18 protein-coding genes and 1 pseudogene are annotated in these 21,632 nt (G+C 39.6%); 4 read left to right on the forward strand and 15 right to left on the reverse strand.

Annotated features, from left to right (window positions below; genetic code table 11):
• Window positions 1-55: 55 nt before the first annotated feature.
• From CICURV3402_RS00055 to CICURV3402_RS06255, 4 genes are all read left to right on the forward strand, one after another.
• Entirely contained in the window at window positions 56-820 is a 765-nt protein-coding gene (locus CICURV3402_RS00055; protein ID WP_158379361.1) for a transporter substrate-binding domain-containing protein, read from the forward strand.
• The gene (artQ, locus tag CICURV3402_RS00060; RefSeq protein ID WP_158379362.1) at window positions 813-1,523 is read left to right on the forward strand and encodes an arginine ABC transporter permease ArtQ; all 711 of its coding nucleotides are present in this window, start codon (window positions 813-815) and stop codon (window positions 1,521-1,523) included. Before CICURV3402_RS00055 ends, artQ begins: the two co-directional genes overlap by 8 nt.
• Window positions 1,524-1,528: 5 nt before the next feature.
• Window positions 1,529-2,197 (forward strand): arginine ABC transporter permease ArtM, encoded by a 669-nt coding sequence (gene artM / locus CICURV3402_RS00065; RefSeq protein WP_158379363.1) that lies wholly within the window; start codon window positions 1,529-1,531, stop codon window positions 2,195-2,197.
• A 565-nt stretch (window positions 2,198-2,762) separates the two neighbouring features.
• Window positions 2,763-2,939 (forward strand): hypothetical protein, encoded by a 177-nt coding sequence (locus CICURV3402_RS06255; RefSeq protein WP_235667563.1) that lies wholly within the window; start codon window positions 2,763-2,765, stop codon window positions 2,937-2,939.
• Between the two features lie 342 nt (window positions 2,940-3,281).
• Here the strand turns inward: CICURV3402_RS06255 and CICURV3402_RS00075 are convergent, their stop codons facing one another.
• The 15 genes and pseudogenes from CICURV3402_RS00075 to ftsI form a co-directional block, all read right to left on the reverse strand.
• Window positions 3,282-4,052: an ABC transporter permease gene (locus CICURV3402_RS00075; protein ID WP_158379364.1), complete on the reverse strand. Its 771-nt coding sequence runs from the start codon at window positions 4,050-4,052 to the stop codon at window positions 3,282-3,284.
• Window positions 4,049-4,972, reverse strand: coding sequence for an ABC transporter ATP-binding protein (locus CICURV3402_RS00080; RefSeq protein ID WP_158379365.1), 924 nt, complete (start codon window positions 4,970-4,972; stop codon window positions 4,049-4,051). Before CICURV3402_RS00080 ends, CICURV3402_RS00075 begins: the two co-directional genes overlap by 4 nt.
• Before the next feature lie 345 nt (window positions 4,973-5,317).
• Window positions 5,318-6,235: a UDP-3-O-acyl-N-acetylglucosamine deacetylase gene (lpxC, locus tag CICURV3402_RS00085; RefSeq protein ID WP_158379366.1), complete on the reverse strand. Its 918-nt coding sequence runs from the start codon at window positions 6,233-6,235 to the stop codon at window positions 5,318-5,320.
• Between the two features lie 270 nt (window positions 6,236-6,505).
• Window positions 6,506-7,657, reverse strand: coding sequence for a cell division protein FtsZ (ftsZ, locus tag CICURV3402_RS00090; protein WP_158379367.1), 1,152 nt, complete (start codon window positions 7,655-7,657; stop codon window positions 6,506-6,508).
• Between the two features lie 146 nt (window positions 7,658-7,803).
• A complete protein-coding gene (ftsA, locus tag CICURV3402_RS00095; protein ID WP_158379368.1) occupies window positions 7,804-9,063 on the reverse strand; it encodes a cell division protein FtsA in 1,260 nt (419 codons plus the stop codon).
• A 36-nt stretch (window positions 9,064-9,099) separates the two neighbouring features.
• The gene (locus tag CICURV3402_RS00100; protein WP_158379369.1) at window positions 9,100-9,906 is read right to left on the reverse strand and encodes a cell division protein FtsQ/DivIB; all 807 of its coding nucleotides are present in this window, start codon (window positions 9,904-9,906) and stop codon (window positions 9,100-9,102) included.
• 1 nt (window position 9,907) lies between these two features.
• A complete protein-coding gene (locus tag CICURV3402_RS00105) occupies window positions 9,908-10,870 on the reverse strand; it encodes a D-alanine--D-alanine ligase (protein WP_158379370.1) in 963 nt (320 codons plus the stop codon).
• Between the two features lie 13 nt (window positions 10,871-10,883).
• A complete protein-coding gene (gene murC / locus CICURV3402_RS00110) occupies window positions 10,884-12,344 on the reverse strand; it encodes a UDP-N-acetylmuramate--L-alanine ligase (RefSeq protein ID WP_158379371.1) in 1,461 nt (486 codons plus the stop codon).
• A gap of 9 nt (window positions 12,345-12,353) precedes the next feature.
• Window positions 12,354-13,433: an undecaprenyldiphospho-muramoylpentapeptide beta-N-acetylglucosaminyltransferase gene (murG, locus tag CICURV3402_RS00115; RefSeq protein ID WP_158379372.1), complete on the reverse strand. Its 1,080-nt coding sequence runs from the start codon at window positions 13,431-13,433 to the stop codon at window positions 12,354-12,356.
• Window positions 13,430-14,563, reverse strand: a pseudogene (gene ftsW, locus CICURV3402_RS00120) (cell division protein FtsW); the annotation flags it as partial. The gene murG and the pseudogene ftsW, both read right to left, overlap by 4 nt.
• Before the next feature lie 35 nt (window positions 14,564-14,598).
• The gene (murD, locus tag CICURV3402_RS00125) at window positions 14,599-15,936 is read right to left on the reverse strand and encodes a UDP-N-acetylmuramoyl-L-alanine--D-glutamate ligase (RefSeq protein WP_158379374.1); all 1,338 of its coding nucleotides are present in this window, start codon (window positions 15,934-15,936) and stop codon (window positions 14,599-14,601) included.
• On the reverse strand, window positions 15,936-17,018 hold the full coding sequence (gene mraY, locus CICURV3402_RS00130; protein WP_158379375.1) for a phospho-N-acetylmuramoyl-pentapeptide-transferase: 1,083 nt from the start codon (window positions 17,016-17,018) through the stop codon (window positions 15,936-15,938). The genes murD and mraY overlap by 1 nt, the downstream gene beginning before the upstream one ends.
• Complete coding sequence (murF, locus tag CICURV3402_RS00135) at window positions 17,012-18,373, reverse strand: UDP-N-acetylmuramoyl-tripeptide--D-alanyl-D-alanine ligase (protein ID WP_158379376.1); 1,362 nt, start codon at window positions 18,371-18,373, stop codon at window positions 17,012-17,014. Before murF ends, mraY begins: the two co-directional genes overlap by 7 nt.
• A gap of 1 nt (window position 18,374) precedes the next feature.
• On the reverse strand, window positions 18,375-19,883 hold the full coding sequence (gene murE / locus CICURV3402_RS00140) for a UDP-N-acetylmuramoyl-L-alanyl-D-glutamate--2,6-diaminopimelate ligase (protein WP_158379779.1): 1,509 nt from the start codon (window positions 19,881-19,883) through the stop codon (window positions 18,375-18,377).
• Window positions 19,870-21,621, reverse strand: coding sequence for a peptidoglycan glycosyltransferase FtsI (gene ftsI, locus CICURV3402_RS00145; RefSeq protein WP_158379377.1), 1,752 nt, complete (start codon window positions 21,619-21,621; stop codon window positions 19,870-19,872). Before ftsI ends, murE begins: the two co-directional genes overlap by 14 nt.
• Window positions 21,622-21,632: the final 11 nt, after the last annotated feature.

Below are 21,632 nucleotides of genomic sequence, written 5' to 3' on the forward strand. Positions count from 1 at the left end.
GCTGGAAAACCATGAATCCATGGTGCTCTATTTATAGTAAGAATAGGAGTTTAAAATGAAAAAATTAATCCTTTCTGTATTTTTTTCCCTTATAAGCCTGGCGATCAGTTTATCTGTGTTTGCTGAGAAAAAAATTCTTCATTTTGCAACCGAGGCCTTGTATCCTCCGTTTGAGTTTATGAGTGCTCATAATGAAATCAAAGGATTTGATATAGACCTGGCGAAGGCACTGTGTCAAAAAATGCAGATAGAGTGTGTTTTTGTAAATCAGGCCTTTGATAGCTTAATACCAAGCCTTAAATCACGTCGTATCGATGCTGTTATCGCGGGGCTAGATATCACTCCTGAACGTTCAAAACAAGTGGCTTTCACGATCCCATATTGTAAAAATTCCGCTTTATTTATTATTCAAACTGGTAAATTTTCTGGCATAGGCGATTTAAATGGGAAAAGAGTGGGTATGCAAAATGGCAGCACACATCAAAAATTTTTAATAGACAAACATCCTGAAATGATCCCCATTTCTTATAGTACTTATCAAAATGCTATTTTAGATCTTCAAAATGGTCGCTTGGACGCTGTTTTTGGTGATACAGCGGCAGTCAATCAATGGCTGATAAGAAATCCAACTCTGGGTGCACTGGGAAATAAAATTACAGATTCGGATTATTTTGGAGTAGGTTTGGGCATTGCAGTCAAGCAGAGTGCTGATTCATTACTCAATAAGTTAAATGAAGCAATAAAAAAAATTAAAGATGATGGAAGCTATGACCATATTTACAAAAATTGTTTCCTAAGAGCTGATTTTATCAATGAATGAATTCTTTTCTTTACTCAATGCAACAGGAATGACGCTTTCTTTAGCGCTGTATTCACTTTTAGTTGGGTTGTTTTTAGGAATACTTTTCGCGATCTTCGAATCATTAAAATACAGAGGTCTTCGTTATCTTATTCATGGATGGGGGATCTTATTAAGGGGGCTCCCTGAAATTTTAATCGTTTTTTTTATTTATTTTGGATCTGCAGAACTCTTCATGCTACTGACAGATGGCTTTACCATAAATTTTTATCTATTTGAATTACCTATCAAATATCATTGCAATTTCCTTCAAATTAGCCCATTTTTATGCGCTGTCATCGCATTAGCTTTGCTTTATTCTGCTTATGCCGCTCAAATTTTTCGGGGGGCACTTAAAGCCATTTCTTTTGGACAAAGAGAGTCCGGGGAAGCTTTAGGGCTTTCTTCGTTCTTTATTTTTATTCGGCTTATTATGCCGCAAATGTGGCGACATGCCTTACCAGGTTTGGGGAATCAATGGCTGATTTTATTAAAGGATACGGCGTTAGTGTCTTTAATTAGTGTGAATGATGTGATGTTACAAGCAAAAAATATTGCGATTCGTACTCAAGAACCCTTTACTTGGTACTTTATCGCCGCCTTGATTTATTTGTTTATCACACTGATAAGTCAATATTTGATAAAGTGCCTTGAGATTTATACGACGCGTTTTGAACGGAATTAAAAGGCATGTTTGAATATATATGTAAAATACTTACTGGGCTGCAAATCAGTGTGACCTTAACCGCGTTTTCTCTATTTTTTGCTTTAGGTTTATCTATTGTTTTAACTCTTATTTTAGGTCTAAATAGGCCATTTTTATCGCCAATTGTCAAAATTTATCTGACGCTATTTACCGGTACTCCTTTACTAATACAAATTTTTTTAATTTATTATGGCCCTGGGCAATTCCCCTCTCTACGCAGCTGCGCTTGGTTATGGCACTTTTTATCGCAGCCTTGGTTATGCGCAATGATAGCTTTAATGTTAAACAGTGCCGCTTATACCACGCAGTTATTTTACGGTGCTTTACGGGCACTACCTGTTGGCCAATGGGAAGCCTGCCAGGCTCTCGGGATGTCAAAAACTCAATCTTTGCGGATTTTGTTGCCTTTTGCTTTGAAACGTGCCCTTTCTTCTTATTCAAATGAAGTAGTATTGATTTTTAAAAGTACATCACTCGTATACACGATCACCTTAATGGATCTGATGGGCTACACTCAGTTGATATACGGCAGAACCTACGATATCAAAGCATTTTTAGCAGTCGGTATCATTTATTTCTGTATCAACGGAGTATTGACCTTATTGATGCGTTTTATAGAAAGGAAAGGATTAGCTTTTGAACAACGTCATTAATCTCAAGTTTTTCGTTGACGCGCTTATTTTTTCTTATCTCTTTGAGAAGTGAGTTCACATTCATACGTGAAAAAATCACGTCATTCCCGAAGGGATATTTTATGAAATTTAAACATGGTACTGCTATCACATTCATTTGATTATGTTATACCCTTATTAAGGTAAAGGCAGCTCAAGAATTATCATGAGAAAAAATACAGACTCTCACGTCTTTAAAACACATTACATTAAATAGCTGTTTTAATAACCTTAGTGAAGTGTCAGAGGCCGTGTCACGGCAGCGAGATACACTCTCTGCATATGCTTTTTATGTTCATGACATTCACAGTACTAATCGGGTTTGAAATTGGCGAGTCACAGCAAATCTTTATCATAAGTATGCCATTGTTCTTATAAAGAAAAATGATTATCGAATATTTAATGGCGTGAAAGAATTACCCCAAAAAGAAGTGGAACTATTACTTTCATTTGATACTGTAAATATAACCGATTTCTTTCGTAGTCAATCTGACGTCGATGAATCCATTTCTACAAATAGCCTCAGAAAAAAGCAGATGCTTTTTTTATGATTTGTGAAATAGACGCTAATAGCGAGGGTAATCAAAGTATTACAGCTTATATTTATGAAGCCAATGTGCCTCTAAATTTTATTTCCACTGATGCAGATGATGGTAAATCGGATTTGGCAGCAGGCTGCGGTAGTGGCACTAAGAAAATTTTACCAATTCATGAAGAATCTTAGATGAATCCCTTCAAAAAAGTAGTTCGTCTTTTTGAAAGAGATGCGTCAGTAGGAAGTCGTTACTCGGTAACTTTACCGAATGGAATAAAAATTGAGGAACTAAATAATATCGCTTCAAAAATATGAATCCCTTCGATAGAGTTACTTTTACAGATCATTTTTCCAGCCTGACTAATGTCTCCTATCAGAAGATCAAACGAGCAGCAAAAAAGGGGCAAGTACTATCGTATTACTCGTCAATGACAGAGTAAAATGGTGATAATAAGATAGAGGGGTAATCTCAGAGATCCTTTAACAAGGTCGTTCGTTCAGATTAATCGCATATTCTTTGTCGTTTTAAATTTAGGTGCGTAGCCCAAATCCCTTTTCAATCAGATACCAAACCAAAAGATAAAAAACAACAATAAATGTTGTTATCACCCATATTGTGATACTTAGTGGTACCTCTGTAAAACCTAGAAACCCATAACGAAAGCCACTGATCATATAAACAATAGGATTCACTTTGGAAATCGATTGCCAAAAAGAAGGAAGCAATGTGAGTGAATAAAAAACCCCGCCTAAATAAGTTAAAGGTGTTAATATAAACGTTGGGATCATGCTAATATCATCAAAAGATTTTGCAAAAAGCGCGTTCAGTAAACCTGCCAAAGAAAACAATACACTAGTTAATAATAAGGTGAGCAAGACCATCGGCCAAGAATGAACCTGAAAAGGAACAAAAAAAGACGATACAATACTGACAAGCATTCCAACGCAAATACCGCGCGCCATACCTCCTCCCATATACCCAATAATAATAATATGGGTGGGTACAGGGGCGACTAATAATTCTTCAATATTTCGCTGAAATTTTGCATTAAAAAAAGAGGAGGCAACATTTGAATACGCATTAGTGATCACAGACATCATAATTAAACTTGGAACAATAAATTCGATATAATTGACGCCGTTCATGTGACCAATTTTTGAACCGATTAATTTACCAAAAATAACAAAATAGAGTGACATGGTGATCATAGGAGGGATTAGAGTTTGTAGCCATATTCGCGTAAAACGATTCACTTCTTTCATCCAAATGCTTTTTAAGGCAATCCAATATAAGCGGATCATATTTTTACCTCTTTTCTGTTCACTATGTTTACAAACAATTCTTCTAGGCGATTTGATTTATTCCTCATACTTTGAATCTGGATTCCTTGTGAACTCAGCTGGCTAAATACATTGTTTAACCCCTGTCCACGTTTGACGTCGACCTCAAGGGTGATCTTGTCGATGAAACGATAAAGATAACCTTCCAGATGAGGCAATTGACTTTTTAATGAGATGTCTAAAATAAAGGTTTCTGATTCCAATGTACTTAATAAATTTTTCATGGAAGTATTTTCTATCAGTTTTCCACCTTGGATAATACCAATATGACGGCAAAGAATTTCCGCTTCTTCAAGATAATGTGTCGTCAGAATAATAGTAGTACCATGTGCATTGAGCTCTTGTAAAAAAAGCCACATAGAACGTCTTAGCTCAATGTCCACTCCAGCCGTAGGTTCATCCAGAATAAGCAATTTTGGATGGTGCATTAAAGCTCGTGCAATCATTAAACAGCGTTTCATTCCGCCCGATAAACGAATGGCTGTTTCATTACGTTTCTTCCATAAATCAAGTTGGGTCAGATATTTTTTTGCTCTTATTTGCGCTTCTTTTCGAGATACTCCATAGTAACCTGCTTGAGTCAGCAAAATTTGGAGCACGGTTTCAAAAGAAGCAAAATTAAATTCCTGTGGAACTAAGCCAAGGTAGCGTTTAGCATGAATGCTATTTTTGTCAATATCATCACCACATATCTGTACTTTTCCTTCTGTTTTATTTATCAAAGAGCTGATAATACCGATGATGGTAGATTTCCCTGCCCCGTTTGGGCCCAACAAAGCATAAAAATCACCTTTATTAACACGTAAGTTAATTCCATGAAGCGCTTTTGTTCCAGTAGAATAGGTTTTTTCCAATTGTGATAATTCGAGAGCATAAGTCATAAGTAACATTACCTAAAAAAGAAAAAAGTAGAATACTAACCTCCTCTAAAATCTGAAAACACACAAGATCAGGGATCGAATGAAAAATATCATTGGAGATTATTGTAATCTTCAAGCTAAATCAAAAAATTATTTAGTGCTTTGAATGTGCCGAGAACTGCGAGTCTATTTCGATGAAAAATGATGGATTTTGGCAGCTTCGCTTAGAAGTTGATGGCATGGGTATGTTTGTTTGACCACTGGGTTTAAATGTGACCTTTTGGATATTGTCAGTAGGTGAGCGAGTCAACATGATCAAAAAAAATCGAGGTACCTCGAAGAAGGGGTTAAAATCAGATAACTGTATTAAACAAAGCACATCTCTAACGAATGACCAAATAAGATAGGAGCTTCTTCATGCTCAAAAGTAACATACTCCCAAGCAGATTGATTCTCTAAAACGGCTTTTAATAGCTGATTATTTAATGCATGGCCAGATTTAAAGGCAGAAAAAGCACCAATAATGTTGTGACCACAAATAAATAAATCACCAATAGCATCCAGCATTTTATGACGAACAAGTTCATCTTCAAACCTTAAACCATCTTCATTGAGCACACGATAGTCATCCATCACAATAGCACAGTCAAAGCTGCCACCCAAACAGAGACCTTTTGACTGCAGATATTCAATATCTTTTATAAACCCAAAAGTTCTGGCACGGCTCAGCTCAAGGATAAAAGTTTGTGCAGAAAAATCGAAACCGTAACTTTGAGTATTTTTATGAATAGCAGGATGCTTAAAGTCAATGCTAAAATCCAAACGAAAACCGTCATATGGTGATAATTCTGCCCATTTATCATCTTTTTGAACTCGGATGGTTTCTTTTAATTTTAAAAATTTTTTGGGTGCATTGAGTTCTTTGATGCCTGAATTTAGTAAAAAAAATATAAAAGGGCGGGCGCTACCATCCATAATAGGCACTTCAGGCGCATCAACTTCTATAATGACATTATCGATTCCGAATGCGGCGAGGGCAGAATTAAGATGTTCAATCGTAGAAATACGTATATTATTTTCATTTACTAGGCAGGTACAAAGCTGGGTATCACCTACAGATTTAGGATCTGCAAAAAATTCAACAACAGGGTTTAAATCAACGCGACGATAAATAATCCCATCGTTTACTGATGCAGGGCGCATAGTAAGAGTCACTTTTTTCCCTGTATGCAGGCCAACACCGGTTGTTTTCACAACATGTTTTAATGTTTTTTGTTTTATCATGCGTACTATCTCGCAGTGTTATTTAAGAACAATTATTAATAATCCAAATCTTTATTTCAAATTAGCTTGATTCTAACATAGAGATGCATCATTCTATATTTTCAAATATGAATTTATTAAATTTATTGCAAAATATAAGCCCATCAATCTCGAGGCCTCTACACGTAGACACAGAGGGTATTTTTGTAGATAAAGATACCGGGAGAGAACGGTTTTATAAAAACTGAGCACACAAAAATCGATATTCTTAGTAGGGTGTAAACAATTCTATTAATCTGCCTGCTTACGTAAAAAAGCAGGGATATCAAGATAATCAGGTGCTTTTTTGATTTCCGTATCATCTTCGTTGCTTAAGTGATGATTTGTGTTCTTTGTCTCTTCAAGCAAAGGTGGCAGAACATTTGTTTGATAATGATGTTTTAATCCGGTCTGCATTTTTTTCTTAGCTGAAGTATTTTCTTGATGTTTATTCATTCCAATACCTGTTGCCACCACGGTAACTCGCAATGCATCATTCATTTCTGGGTGTAAAGAAGTCCCGATCACCACAGTAGCATTGTCAGAAGCAAAAGCGCGTATGGTATTACCCACTGTTTCAAATTCATCTAATTTGAGATCAAATCCTGCTGTGATATTCACCAACACACCACGAGCACCCGATAAATCGATATCTTCTAAGAGAGGACTGGAAATAGCCATCTCTGAAGCTTCTTCTGCTCTATCTTCGCCACTAGCTGATCCAGATCCCATCATTGCATATCCCATTTCAGACATGACCGTACGTACATCCGCAAAATCGACATTCATTAAGCCAGGGCGTGTAATTAATTCAGCGATCCCTTGTACTGCCCCTTTTAATACATCATTAGCTGCACTAAACGCATCCAGTAGAGAAATGCCTCGTCCCAATACTTTTAGCAATTTATCATTCGGAATAGTAATTAAAGAGTCCACATGCTTGGAGAGCTCGATAATACCTTGATCGGCAAATAACATACGTTTTTTGCCCTCAAAATTAAAAGGTTTAGTAACCACAGCAACCGTTAAAACATTTAATTCTTTTGCGATTTCAGCTACCACAGGCGCGGCCCCTGTGCCTGTCCCTCCACCCATACCAGCCGCGATAAAGACCATATCAGCTCCTTCAAGAGCAGCCCTCAAAGCCTCCCTATCTTCTTCAGCCGCGTTTCGTCCAACATCAGGATTTGCACCAGCCCCTAAACCTTTAGTAATGGTGTTCCCAATTTGAATTGTTTGACCCACAGTCGTTTTACGCAATACTTGAGCATCCGTATTGACAACAAAAAATTCAACACCTTCAATGTGTTCTTTTACCATGTGCTCGACAGCGTTCCCGCCACCGCCGCCAACACCAATGACTTTAATAATTGCTTCATTGGTTATTTCAACTGGTTCAAACATAGTTTTCTCCGTTTCGCATTTTTGCGGCTACTTAAAATCATTTTTTGATATTTTATGAAAAAAATTAAAAGAGGTTTTTATTATTCTTTATTGATTTTTTCCTAATTTTTATCCATTATTTCAATCTTATGATGATATTTGAATACCTAAAATTCCTTCTTAAGCCATTTATGAATGCGTTTTAGTACACAACCCGTTAGAAAACATTTTTTTATTTCTGATTCGGCACCTAAATGGCATTCTTTACCATAATGTAATAAACCAACCACAGTAGAATAGTCCGGATTATGTACATAATCGGTCAAACCGGTAATATTAAGAGGCGTTGCAACTCGCACCTGATAAGTATTGAAGATTTTTTGGGCACAGTTTACTAGGCCATTCATCTGAGCAGCGCCTCCTGTTAATACAATACCTGCAGCAAGATGGTGCTTTAACCCCTGATGACGTAATTTATTCTGCAGCTGTAGAATTTCATCCTGCACTAACTGTAACAATTCGGCATAGCGAGGCTCTATGACTTCAGCTAATGCCTGCCGCTGCAAGCTACGGGGAGGGCGTCCTCCGACACTCGGCACTTCCACTTTATCATCTTTTGGAATCATCTTTCCTAAAGCACAACCGTATCTCACTTTAATGGCTTCCGCATCACTAGGAGGCGTACCAAAAGCATAGGCAATATCTCTAGTCACTACATTTCCGGCATAAGGGATCACCTTGCTATGACGTAATGCCCCATTATAATAAACGGCCATGTCCATTGTACCTGCACCAATGTCAATTAAGCAGACACCTAATTCACGTTCATCTTCCGCTAATACGGCATAACTTGCCGCTAAACCAGAAAATATCAATTGATCCACTTTCAAACCGCAGCGTTCAACCGCTTTTGCAATATTTTTTGCCATATCGTTATGGCATGTGATCAGGTGCACTTTAGCCTGCATACGAACACCACAAAGGCCAATCGGATTTTTTATCCCTTCTTGATAATCAATCGCATATTCCTGTGGAATCACATGCAAAATACGGTGTTCATCTCTGACTCGTACAGATTTGGCAGTATGCATAACACTATCAACATCTCCTTGAGTGACTTCCTTTTCTAAAATAGGGACCATACCTATTTCATTGTGACAGCTGATATGCTTACCAGATAAGGCTAAATAGATGGAAGAAATCTGACAGTCAGCCATCAATTCAGCTTGATCAACCGCACGTTGAACACATTTTATGACAGACTCAAGATCGTTCACGCCTCCTTTATCCATTCCCTTAGACAGGCAATTACCGATTCCAATAATATTGATTATTCCATCGGGCAATACCTCACCGACTAATACACAGACTTTTGCCGTGCCTATCTCAAGGCCTACCACTAATTTTTTATCTGTTGATTTCATCATTATTATTTTGCCTGTATCTCATATTACTCAGGGCGGTTATTTCTTACTCTGCATCTGTACAGGCTGGGTCTCGACAAATATAGGAGACCAATGAACTGCTGCACCATTTTTATACCGTAAATCAATATAATCGATACGTTGATCAGGATGATTTTCAAAAAATGGATATAATTCAATGAAGCGTTTTAAACGTGATATTATATGAACTTTTCCAATTTCAAGCCGAATCTCGTTATCTAAAATCAATTGCCAAGAGCGTCGTGCACTCATCTCTGCCATTTTTAAATGAAACTTATGTGCGGATAACAACTGATCCATAGCACGATAAGAAGCCAGCGTATCCTCTTGACTGCCTTCAGGGCCATAGAGCAACACTAATCTTTCATGTGTCATACGCTCATGAGGCACGCTGAATATTTTCCCTTCATGATCCAGTAAATGTAAGTCGTTCCAAACAGCTATAGGCACATAATCTGTAACATGAATATCAAGTTTATCAGGCCAGTGTTTTCGCACATACCCCTGTTTTACCCAAGGGAAACGTTTTATTGCCTGTTGAAGCAGGTAAACGTCTTCTTCCATAAAAGAGTGAGCTATGCCTGTTGATAAAATCGCTTGTTGAATATCTTTTTTTGTAGTGAAGCGCCTTTCACCTGTCAACAATAATGTTGAAAGAGGGGATGAATACGTTTGTTTAACCTGCTTAATCGCCCAATAGGATGCTATGCACAAAACAACTAAAAGTATCCAAAAAAAAATGATCCCCAAAAACGGTCGAGAATCGCGCAATATTCTCTTATTTTTTTTGATATTACGCGCTTTTTTTAAAACAGCTTGGGACATATTAATGTGCCAATGACAATATTTTACAAACCAGTTCAGAAAAGCTAAAACCTGCTTGGCGCGCCGCCATCGGAAAAAGGCTATGGTCTGTCATACCAGGGGCAGTATTGATTTCCATTAAATAAAAATAGCCTTCGTCATCTAACATGACGTCTACCCTTCCCCAACCATCACAACCTAATACCCGATAAGCATTCATTGATAATGTCGCCAATTGTTTTTCTTGCTCCTGTTTTAAACCACTTGGACAAAAATACTGTGTTTTATCTGAAACATACTTTGCTTGATAATCATAAAAGATATCGGATACCTGAATTCGAATTGAGGGTAAAACGGTGTCACCTAGTATGGCTACTGTCAATTCTGTTCCAGAATGCCATTTTTCAACGAGTATTTCTTCGTCATAATGCCAAGCTTTTTTCAGTGCATCGTCCATCTGATCAAGATTCTCTACCTTGGTCATACCAAAACTCGAGCCTTCACGACTTGGTTTCACTATTAAGGGTAGACCCAATTGATTGATATTTTTTATTAATTTATTAGAAATGCTATTATTTGATAATAAATCATTTGCTGTATTTTTGGTAAAATTTGGTAAAATCTGACGACGATTAAGAACAACATAAGGGGATACAGGTAAACTAGCGCCCTGAAATATCATTTTGCTGCGATGTTTATCCATCGCCAATGCGGACGCTATCACACCACTTCCAGTATAAGGAATCTTTAAAAATTCCAGCACCGCTTGTATATGACCGTCTTCACCGTCCCTACCATGTAAAGCGATAAAGGCTTTAGTAAAACCCGTCTCTTTCAACTTAGTCAAAAGAAAATTTTTTGTATCGATCGGCCAGGCGTCTATCCCTGCTTCTCTTAAACCAGCCACCACAGCATGCCCGGATTGCAAAGATATCTTCCGCTCAGAAGAGGTTCCGCCAATTAAAACGGCCACTTTCTCAGACATAATGACTCTCTTTTTAAATAAATGGCGGCACTTTTAGCTCACATTCAGCGAGTGTTCTGGCAACTTTACCAATATTGCCCGCACCCTGAACCAGCACCATGTCGTTCTCTTTTAATTGTTTTGCCAGTAAAGATGGTAATTTTTCGTGATCGGTGACCAGAATAGGCCTTCTATGACTGAAATCATGAATGCTGTCGCAGAGCGCATCACTACTGATATCTGGTATAGGTGATTCCCCTGCCGAATAAATCTCTAACATCAATAAAACATCTACTTGAGACAGTACTTTTACAAAGTCATCGTAAAGATCTCGAGTCCGAGTGTAACGGTGAGGTTGAAAAATCATGACAATGCGTTTTTTAGGCCACCCTACCCTCGCCGCCTTAATGGTTGCGGCCACTTCAGTGGGATGATGACCATAATCATCGATTAACATCACTTCCCCCTGCTGCCCATTGATAGGATGTAATGGAAAAATGCCTAAACAATCAAAACGTCTCCCTATACCTTGGAAAAAAGACAATGCTTGTAAAATGTGATCGTCTTTAACGCCTTCTTCTGTCGCGACCGCAATAGCCGACGCCGCATTTAACGCATTATGACGACCAGGCGCATTCAGTTGTATTTTTAAAATAGGTTTATGAGCCCGTTCTAACGTAAAGTAGCTAGTAAATTCTTTTTGTTCATAACCGGTGATCTTAATATCTGCATCTTCACTAAAACCATATGTCGTGATATGTCTAGCAATACGAGGCAGGAGTGTACGAATCACTTGATCATCAAGACAAAGAATGGCTCGGCCATAAAAAGGTAAATTGTGTAAAAAATTAATAAAAGTCTGTTTTAAATGTTCAAAATTACCCTGATAGGTATCCATATGATCGGCTTCAATATTGGTGATAATCGCAACCAAAGGCTGAAGGTGAATAAATGAAGCATCGCTTTCATCTGCTTCAACAATAAGATAACGACTGGAGCCGAGTTGCGCATGTTTTCCTGCGGATTTGATCAACCCCCCATTGACAAAGGTGGGATCTAATCCTGCTTGAGCGTAAATACTGGCAACCATGGCGGTTGTAGTGGTTTTTCCATGAGTCCCGGCGATGGCAATACCATATCGAAAACGCATCAGTTCAGCCAACATTTCTGCTCTTTGAATGACAGGAATGCGGGCCTCATGTGCAGCAAGAATTTCTGGATTATCTTCAGGAATGGCACTAGAAACGACCACGACACTCGCATTTTTTACATTGTCACGATGATGATGCAAAAAAACACAGATCCCTAAATGACTGAGCTGCTGTGTGACCGCATTCTCGGCCAAGTCAGAGCCGGTAATTTTATAGCCCTCGTTTGCTAATACCTCCGCGATACCGCCCATGCCTGCTCCCCCGATTCCAACAAAATGAATATGTCGGACTCGTTTCATTTCAGGCACCATAGTGCGTAATTTGGTTAATTGTTTTTGATTCATTTTTTGACTCTATGAAAAATTATTTGTTTTAATAGCCGATTTTATGGCAGAGACAACCTGCTCGGTGGCATCAGGTTTTCCCACTGTTTTTGCTTTTTCTGCCATTCTGAGCAATGTCGAACGATCCCAACTCTCCAGTAAATTGACGATAGTTTTTATACTGAGTTTATTTTGCTCTACTATTTTTGCTGCCCCTGCTTTCTCTAAAGGCAAAGCATTCCAATATTGCTGACGATCTGTGTGTTGAAAGGGAACAAATATTGCTGGCAAACCTACTACGGCAACTTCGCTGACCGTCAAAGCACCGGAGCGGCAAAAAATAACATCCGCCCAGCAGTAAGCTTTAGCCATACAGTCAATAAATTCGACCACCTTGTAAGGGGACTGCTTTTTGTTCTGATAAGCTAGCAGAACATGTTGTGCCCGATTTTTGCCAACTTGGTGCCAAACAAGGATTTTTTCTCCTAAATGCGTAGTGATAGATGGCATCATTTGATTCAGTATATCTGCGCCCTGACTTCCTCCTAAAACCAAAATCCGCAATGGGCCTGAACGCTCAGAAAAGCGTTCATTTGGAAGAGGTAATTTTAACAGCTCTGCTCTAACAGGGTTCCCAACTATTTCTGCATTTGAAAGAGCCCCAGAAAAAGCCTGTAAGCGTTTTTTGGCCATTTTGCTCAGACAACGATTTGTCAAACCTGCTATCACATTTTGCTCATGAACTACCAGTGGCACGCCTAATAGCCATGCAGCCAAGCCTGCAGGACCAGAAACATAGCCCCCCATACACAGTATGGCATCCGGTTTATAAGCCCTAATAATTTTTTTAGCTTGACATGCCGCCCGAAAAATTTCTAATGAAGACCATACTTGAGATAAAAAGCGTTTATTTTTTAAACCAGAAATTTCAATGAAATCGATTTCAATTCCATGCTGAGGCACTAAAGTGGCTTCCATTCTGTTTTTTGTGCCCATCCAACGAATATGCCATCCCTCTGCCATCAGATGATGAGCGACGCTCAGAGCTGGGAAAATATGGCCCCCTGTACCCCCTGCCAATACCATCAAGTGTTTTTTCTTCTGTGTCATGTTTTACTTCTCGCAAAGGCTTGGCTCATAGCCAAACGAGTCTCAAAATCAATACGTAGCAGCACGGCAATGGCGATCATGGTCATCACTACACTCGATCCTCCGTAACTAATCAATGGCAGAGTTAACCCCTTAGTGGGTAATAATCCCGAGGCGGCGCCTACGTTAATCAAGCTCTGAAAGCTCAGCCAGATCCCGATCGCACAGGCTAAAAAACCAGAGAATTGTTGTTCAAATTTTAATGCTCGATAACCAATAAACAAAGCGCGAAAAGAGATCCCAAATATCAGGGATAAAACTACGATTACTCCCAGATAACCCAGTTCTTCACCGATAATAGAAAAAATAAAATCAGTGTGCGCTTCCGGCAAATATTCTAATTTTTGGATAGAATGGCCTAAGCCTTGACCCCATAATTCACCACGGCCGAATGCCATTAAAGATTGTGTGAGTTGATAGCCGCTGCCGAAAGGATCCGCCCAAGGATCCCAAAATGATGTGACACGCCGCATACGATAAGGTTCTAAAATAATTAATAAAAATACACTCAATAGGCCTGAGATAATTATGGCTAAAAATTGCCAGAGCCTTGCCCCGCTTAAAAAAAGCAACGATAAGGTGGTCATGAACATGACGAGTACAGTGCCTAAATCTGGCTGAGCTAATAACAAAATCGACAGAATCAGCATCACTCCAATAGGTTTACAAAATCCCCAAAAATAACGGCGGACTTCTTTTGCTTTTCGAACAAGGTAGTGAGATAGATATAAAAAAAAAGATAATTTGACACATTCTGCAGGTTGAATCCGAATTATCCCTAAGGCAATCCAGCGTGAGGCACCATTGATAGAATGCCCTATAAATAACACTGTCACCAACATCGAGATGCTGATTAATAAAAACACATAAGCGTAACGCTGCCAATGTGCCATCGAAATTTCTAAGACGCAGAGAGAGAAGAAAAAAGAGAGACTAAAATAAACGGCACTGTGTTTAGAAAATAAGAAGGGATCTCCGTTTAATCTCTGACTGACCGGCATGGAAGCAGAGGTGGACATCACAAATCCTAGTGCCACTAAACATAATGTCATCCAAAGCAAAAAACGATCGTAAAAAGCATCATGAGTCGAATGTTTTTTTAATTTTCTGAAAAAAGAGAAGAGGTTCATGCGCCGAGCTCCTTTGCCAGATGAGAAAATTCTTGCCCACGTTGCTCAAAATCAGAAAATTGATCGAAACTAGCGCAAGCAGGTGAGAGTAAAACCGTATCCCCTTTTTTTAAACGAGATTTTAATAATTTCATCGCTTGTTCTAGAGTTTCTGTGCGTTGCGAAACCTCTGGTCTGAGTGCGGCTAAGGTTTCAGCGCCTTGACCAAAGCAGTAAATTTGAATTCTATTGTGGTTTAAGTCAGGTTGCAGTATCGAAAAATCAGCCGATTTGCCCTGTCCTCCTAACAATAAATGTAACGTGCCTTGACACTGCACACTCTTGATGGCAGCACTGGTACTGCCGACATTCGTCGCTTTTGAATCATTAATCCAGCAAACACCATTTTTTTCAAAAATCTTTTCGAAACGATGGGGGAGCCCTGGATATTCAATTAATGCTTTCAAACTGGCTTCACGAGGTATCTCCGCCGTATCCGCTAATGCCAATGCCGCCAATGCATTGAGGTAATTATGTTTACCGATAAGCTTCATGTCTTTTGTGTTCAATACATTTTGATCTAATGCCTGTAACCAAAAATCATGGCCGTCTTGATGTAACCGATATTGCCCCTGATTTAGGCCAAAAGACACTTCAAATTTAGTAGCTGTTTTTTGTGTTCCATTTCTGGGTAAAGTCAGAGGATCATCGGCATTAATGACAGCCGTGTGGGCATTTTGATAAATACGTAATTTGGCCGCTTGGTATTGGTTTAAACCCAAAGGATAACGATCGGTATGATCTTCGGTGATATTGAGAACGGTGGCGGCTTTGGCAGATAAAGTATGAGTGGTTTCTAATTGAAAGCTGGAAAGCTCCAATACAAAAAGACGGCTTTTTTGTGTTAACAGCTTAAGAGCAGGGATGCCGATATTCCCTCCTATAGAAACGGGCCAACCTGCCGTTTTAGCCATTTGCGTTACTAAAGTAGTGACTGTGCTTTTACCGTTAGATCCGGTTACAGCCACCACAGGAACTGATGGAATTTCACGACAAAATAATTCGATATCCCCAATGATATCGATGCCTTTTTTTGAGGCCGCTTGGAGCATGGGATGTGCTAGTGAAATACCTGGGCTTAACAAGATCACATCTGCCATCATAAGCCATTTTTCATGGAATCCACCAAGATGACAGTCGACACGGGAGGGTACAGCACTCAAGCCAGGAGGACTCGCACGGGTATCCATAACCCGCGGCACTATTCCTCGTGAGAGGAAAAAATCAAGGCACGAAAGACCTGTGGATCCTAATCCAACGATGACAATCTTCTGTCCCTGATAATGGGGTCTCATTACCTGACCTTTAGAGTGGCTAATGCGATCAATACAAACATCAAGGAAACAATCCAAAAACGGACAATCACTCTTGGTTCTGGCCAGCCTTTGAGTTCAAAATGATGATGAATGGGTGCCATGCGAAAAATACGTTCTCCCCTTAATTTGAAAGATCCCACCTGTAGAATGACCGATAAGGTTTCAATAACAAAGACTCCCCCCATAATAATCAATAAAAATTCTTGACGTAAAAGTACAGTAATTGTCCCTAATACACCTCCTAAGGCTAACGACCCGACATCTCCCATAAATACCTGCGCAGGATAAGTGTTAAACCAGAGAAAGCCGAGCCCTGCCCCTACAATAGCCGTGCATACCACAACAAGCTCGCCTGCGTGGCGTAGATAAGGAATGTGTAAATAATGTGCGAAATTAATGTTTCCTGTTGCCCAAGCCACCAGAGCAAGACCTGCCGCGACCAAAACAGTCGGCATGATAGCTAAACCATCTAACCCATCGGTCAGATTAACTGCGTTGCTGGTCCCTACGATGACAAAATAGGCTAATAAAACGTAAAGTAAACCTAATTGAGGCATAATTTCTTTAAAGAAAGGCACCACTAATTGCGTTGCCGGTGTATTTTTTCCGAGGCTATATAGAAAAAAAGACAGCAATAAAGCCAGGATGGATTGCCAAAAATATTTCCAGCGAGGAGATAATCCCCGTGCATTTTTTTTGACCACTTTACTATAATCATCGATAAAACCAATGAAACCATAGCCGACTAAAATAAACAGTACAGACCAAACATAAGGATTTGCAGGATTAGCCCAGATCACTACAGAAATCAAAATAGACAGAAGGATCATTAATCCGCCCATGGTAGGTGTGCCACTTTTAGAAAAATGTGATTGGGGCCCATCATCACGAATGACCTGACCAATTTGTAATTTTTGCGACCAACGAATGAAAGAAGGGCCCGTCCATAAGGCAATGCAGAGTGCTGTTAGCAAGCTAACAATAGCTCGAAAAGTTAAGTACGCAAAGACATGAAACACAGAGTAAAATTTCACCAAATATTCTGCAAACCAGACTAGCATGATGCCTGCTCCTTAATATCTAAAACCAATTTTTCCATGGCTGAGCTCCGTGAGCCTTTCACTAAAATGCTTATTTCTGAATGCCCTAATAGTAAATCTTGCACTCGTTTAATTAATTTTTCTCGTCTAGTAAAATGTTCTCCATGCTCAATGCTATCTGTCATAAATTTACTTAAATATCCAAAACTGAACACTTTATCGATTCCTGCTTGACGCATGACGTTCCCTATTTTTTTGTGACAATTTTTTGATTGTTCCCCTAATTCTGCCATATCTCCAACCACCATAACGCGATAACCCGGCATGTTCGACATCATTTCCGTGGCCGCGATCATAGAGCCGACATTCGCGTTATAAGTGTCATCTAGCAGTAATTTGCCAGGCCCCAAGATAATCGGGAATGCTCGACCAAGCATAGGTTTGAGTTCTGATAGCGCTTTAGATATGGCCGATAAATCTGCTCCTACCGAAATAGCCAGGGCGCTCGCGGCTAGCGCATTCAAAACATTGTGAAGCCCGGGCAATGGTAAATATATTTTTTGGGATCCTAAGGGAGAATGCAAAGTAAAATCTGTAGCCAGTGGCATTTTTGAGATGTGGCTCGCAAAAAAATCGATTTCTTTTCCTTTTTCTAAACAAAAACGCCAGAGTCGCTTTCCACGAAAAACCGACTTCCATTTGGGCCAATCATGGCTGCTGGCATGGATAATCGCAGTCCCTGTTGGTGCAAGCGCTGTTAAAATTTCTCCTTTTGCTTTCGCAACCCCTTTAAAAGAGCCAAAACCGGACAAATGTGCTTGCGCTAAATTCGTAATCAATACATTTTCTGGACGGCTTAATGCGGCAGTATCCGCAATGTCCCCTGGTTGGCTGGCGCCTAATTCTAATACTGCAAAATCATGTTCCGGGGTTAAGCGTAATAGTGTGAGTGGAACCCCAATGCAATTGTTATAATTGCCTTTGGTGTAAAGAACATGTCCAGATTGACGTAAAATCGCGGCCGTCATTTCTTTGACGGAGGTTTTTCCAGAAGAACCGGTTAAGGCAACTAGACGAGGGTTGACCTGTTGGCGAACCCATGCTGCTAATTGCCAGAGCGCTTTTAAAGTATTAGGAACAACAATTTGCGGCAATTTGATGGGTAATAAGCGTTCTACCAATAACCCGACGGCACCATGAGATTGGGCTTCGTCTGTAAAATGGTGACCATCAAATTTTTCTCCCTTCAAGGCAACGAATAAAGCCCCTGGTTTAATAGCACGGCTATCAATCCCTATCTGTGTGATAGGCATGTTATCCCCAATCGAATGAACTTGAAGCACCTCAGCAAGCTCTTTCAAAAAAGTTGGGATCATCTCAACCCTCCATTAAACGCGCGACCGTGGCACGATCCGAATAATCTAATTTCTGATTTTCAATGAATTGATAGACTTCATGTCCCTTTCCTGCGATTAAGATGACATCTTCTGGCATTGCATGATTGAGGATATGGGTAATTGCTTCTGTACGATCTTGGATCACAGAAGCTCGATCTATTTTTAATACCCCTTTGAGAATGTCAGCAGTAATCATTTTATGCGATTCAGTACGGGGATTATCCTCTGTGATGACCATCTGATCAGCCAGTGTTTCTGCGATTTTTCCCATTAATGGCCGCTTGCCTTTGTCACGATCACCGCCACAACCAAATAGACACCACAGCTTTCCTTGACAATGCATTCGAGAAGCAGCTAGTGCCTGTTTCAGTGCATCAGGAGTATGAGCATAATCGACGATAACAGTGGGTCGTCCGACTTTTTTGAAGACCTCCATTCTTCCAGGGATAGGCTGTAATTTTGAGGCGGCTTTTAATAAATCATCAAGGGGATATTTTAATGCTAATAATGTCGCTAAAGTAAGCAATACATTGTTGACATTAAAAGCACCAAGAAATGGGCTTTTAAATTCCCCCTTTCCCCAACTTGAATCAAAAAAAATCAAAACCCCGTTTTCATGATATTGAATTTTTTGAGCAAATAACCAAGCGCCCTGTAATCCAGAATGAATCTGATGAGATGTGCTTACTGCGACCGCGTTTCGTAATTCAGATAACCAACGCTTACCAACTGCATCATCCACGTTAATAATATGATTTTTAGATTCATGATTTAGAAAGAGAGATTTTTTTGCAGCTTCATAGGTCACCATATCGCCATGATAATCGAGATGATCTCGGCTTAAATTAGTGAATACGGTCGCTGCGAAAGGTAGCGCGGCAACTCTATGTTGTACTAATGCGTGAGAAGAAACTTCTATGGCAGCAAAAGTGGCTTTGTGTGTGAGCATATTTGATAAAATTTGTTGTACTTCTATCGCAGAGGCAGTGGTATTTTGATGCGATGACAATTGCCCCAAAAGTCCATTGCCTAAGGTGCCTAAAACAGCGCTTACTTCTCCTAAAGCCCGGGTCCATTGCGCCAGTAATTGAGTATTAGTGGTTTTCCCGTTAGTACCTGTGATGCCTACTAAATTCAATTTAGACGCGGGATGATGGTAAAACTCACCAGCCAATTGTGATAAATATTGATTTAAATTAAAAATGTAAATAATAGGCACACCTTGTATTTTATCAATGCCCATATCATCATTCACTACGCCTTCTGCTTCAGCCAATACGGCGCTGGCACCCTGTAAAATAGCCTGTGTAATATAATGTCGTCCGTCAGTTTCATGGCCGACAATAGCGACAAATAAATCTCCCGTAGTGACTTCATCGCTTTTAAATGTTATTCCCTTTATTATGATAGTGGCCAGCCGCAGTACTTCCTTGATCTGTTGTTTCCAAGGAGTAGAAGCAAATAAATCACATAAATTACGATTTTCCACTTGTGGCTCCTGCATGCTTAATGACTAATGCAGTATCATTTTGAATTAAAGCATCCGGTGCAATGTTCATTATACGTAATACAGCGTTCATAATAGACCCAAAAAGAGGAGCAGAGACCGCCCCACCGTAGTATTTCCCCGTTCTAGGGTTGTTAATCAGCACGACTAGAGCGAATTTTGGGTTACTAGCAGGCGCGACCCCTGCCGTATAAGCAATATATTGATTAATATATTTTCCGTTAGGCCCTACTTTTTTTGCGGTACCGGTTTTAATAGCAATACGATAGCCTTTAATGGCAGCTTTACCCCCCCCTCCCCCTGGCAGGGCGACGCTTTCCATCATCTGTAAAACACTCTTAACGATTTCTTCAGGCAAAATACGTTGACCAGAAACAGGAGTATCAACCTTAGTAATAGATAATGGGCGATAGATCCCGATGCTCCCAATAGTCGCATACACTCGCGCCAGCTGTAGTGGTGTGACCATCAATCCATAACCAAAAGAAAAAGTGGCTCTATCTAAATCTGACCAGCGTTTTTTTTGTAAATATAAGCCTTTGCTTTCTCCTACTAACCCTAACAGGGTCGGTTTACCCAGACCAAATTTTGAATAAATTTCAGACACCCATAACGGAGGCATCGCAAGTGCTAATTTAGACACACCAACATTACTGGATTTTTGTAAAATTTCTGTAATAGATAGTTTTGGGTAGAAACTAATATCATGAATTTTATGACCATTAATATAATAAGGAGTGGTATTCAAAACAGTGTCTTTTTCTATTATACGATGTTGTAATGCTGCCATAACGACCATGGGTTTGACCGTGGAACCGGGCTCAAAAATATCTGTAATAGCGCGATTACGCATCGCTTTTTGAGGCGTATTCATTAAATTATTTGGATTGTAAGAAGGGCTATTAGTCATCGCCAACACTTCACCTGTATTTACATCTAATAAAACCGCTGTGCCAGATTCTGCTTTATGAGCAATAACCACTTGATTTAATTCACGAAACACGTGCCTTTGTAATTTTTCATCTATACTCAGCACAAGATGATCTGCTAAATAATAGTCTACTTTAGAAATATCTTCGATCACTCTACCATCACGATCTTTACGCACCACGCGTTGACCCGGCTGCCCCATCAATAAGGTATTAAAGCTTTTCTCTGCACCTTCAATACCTTGACCATCTATATTCGTTAAGCCAATAATATGAGCTGTTGTTTGACCGGTAGGGTAGTAACGACGAGATTCCTGGCGTAAATAGATCCCAGGCAATTTTAACTTTTGAATATAATGAGCTATATCAGGACTGATTTGTCTCGCCAAATACACAAAACGTGCTTTTGGATGACTATGAATCCGCTCAATTAGTTTGTGAATAGGAAGCTCCAATGCATCTGATAAAGCCCCCCATCGGGGGTTAGGCGTAATACCTCCTTTTTCACTGAGCTCTTTAGGATCAGCCCAAATAGCATTCACCGGAACACTGACCGCTAATGGGCGCCCTGCTCTATCGGTGATCATGCCCCGAGGGTTTGGCATCGTTTGAACTCGTAGTGATCTGAGATCACCTTCCTGGACTAATTTATCGGTTTTAATGATCTGTAGATAAGCCAAGCGAAGCTTTAATCCTAATATCGCTAATAAAATACAACTACAAAGCAACAAAAATCTCCAGCGAATAATAGAGCCAGTTTGTTCTTTTGGTTGTTTTAATTTTTTTCCCATTTGTATCCACT

Origin of the sequence: Candidatus Williamhamiltonella defendens, assembly GCF_900699045.1 — a bacterium.
Taxonomy (GTDB): Bacteria; Pseudomonadota; Gammaproteobacteria; order Enterobacterales; family Enterobacteriaceae; genus Hamiltonella; species Hamiltonella defensa_A.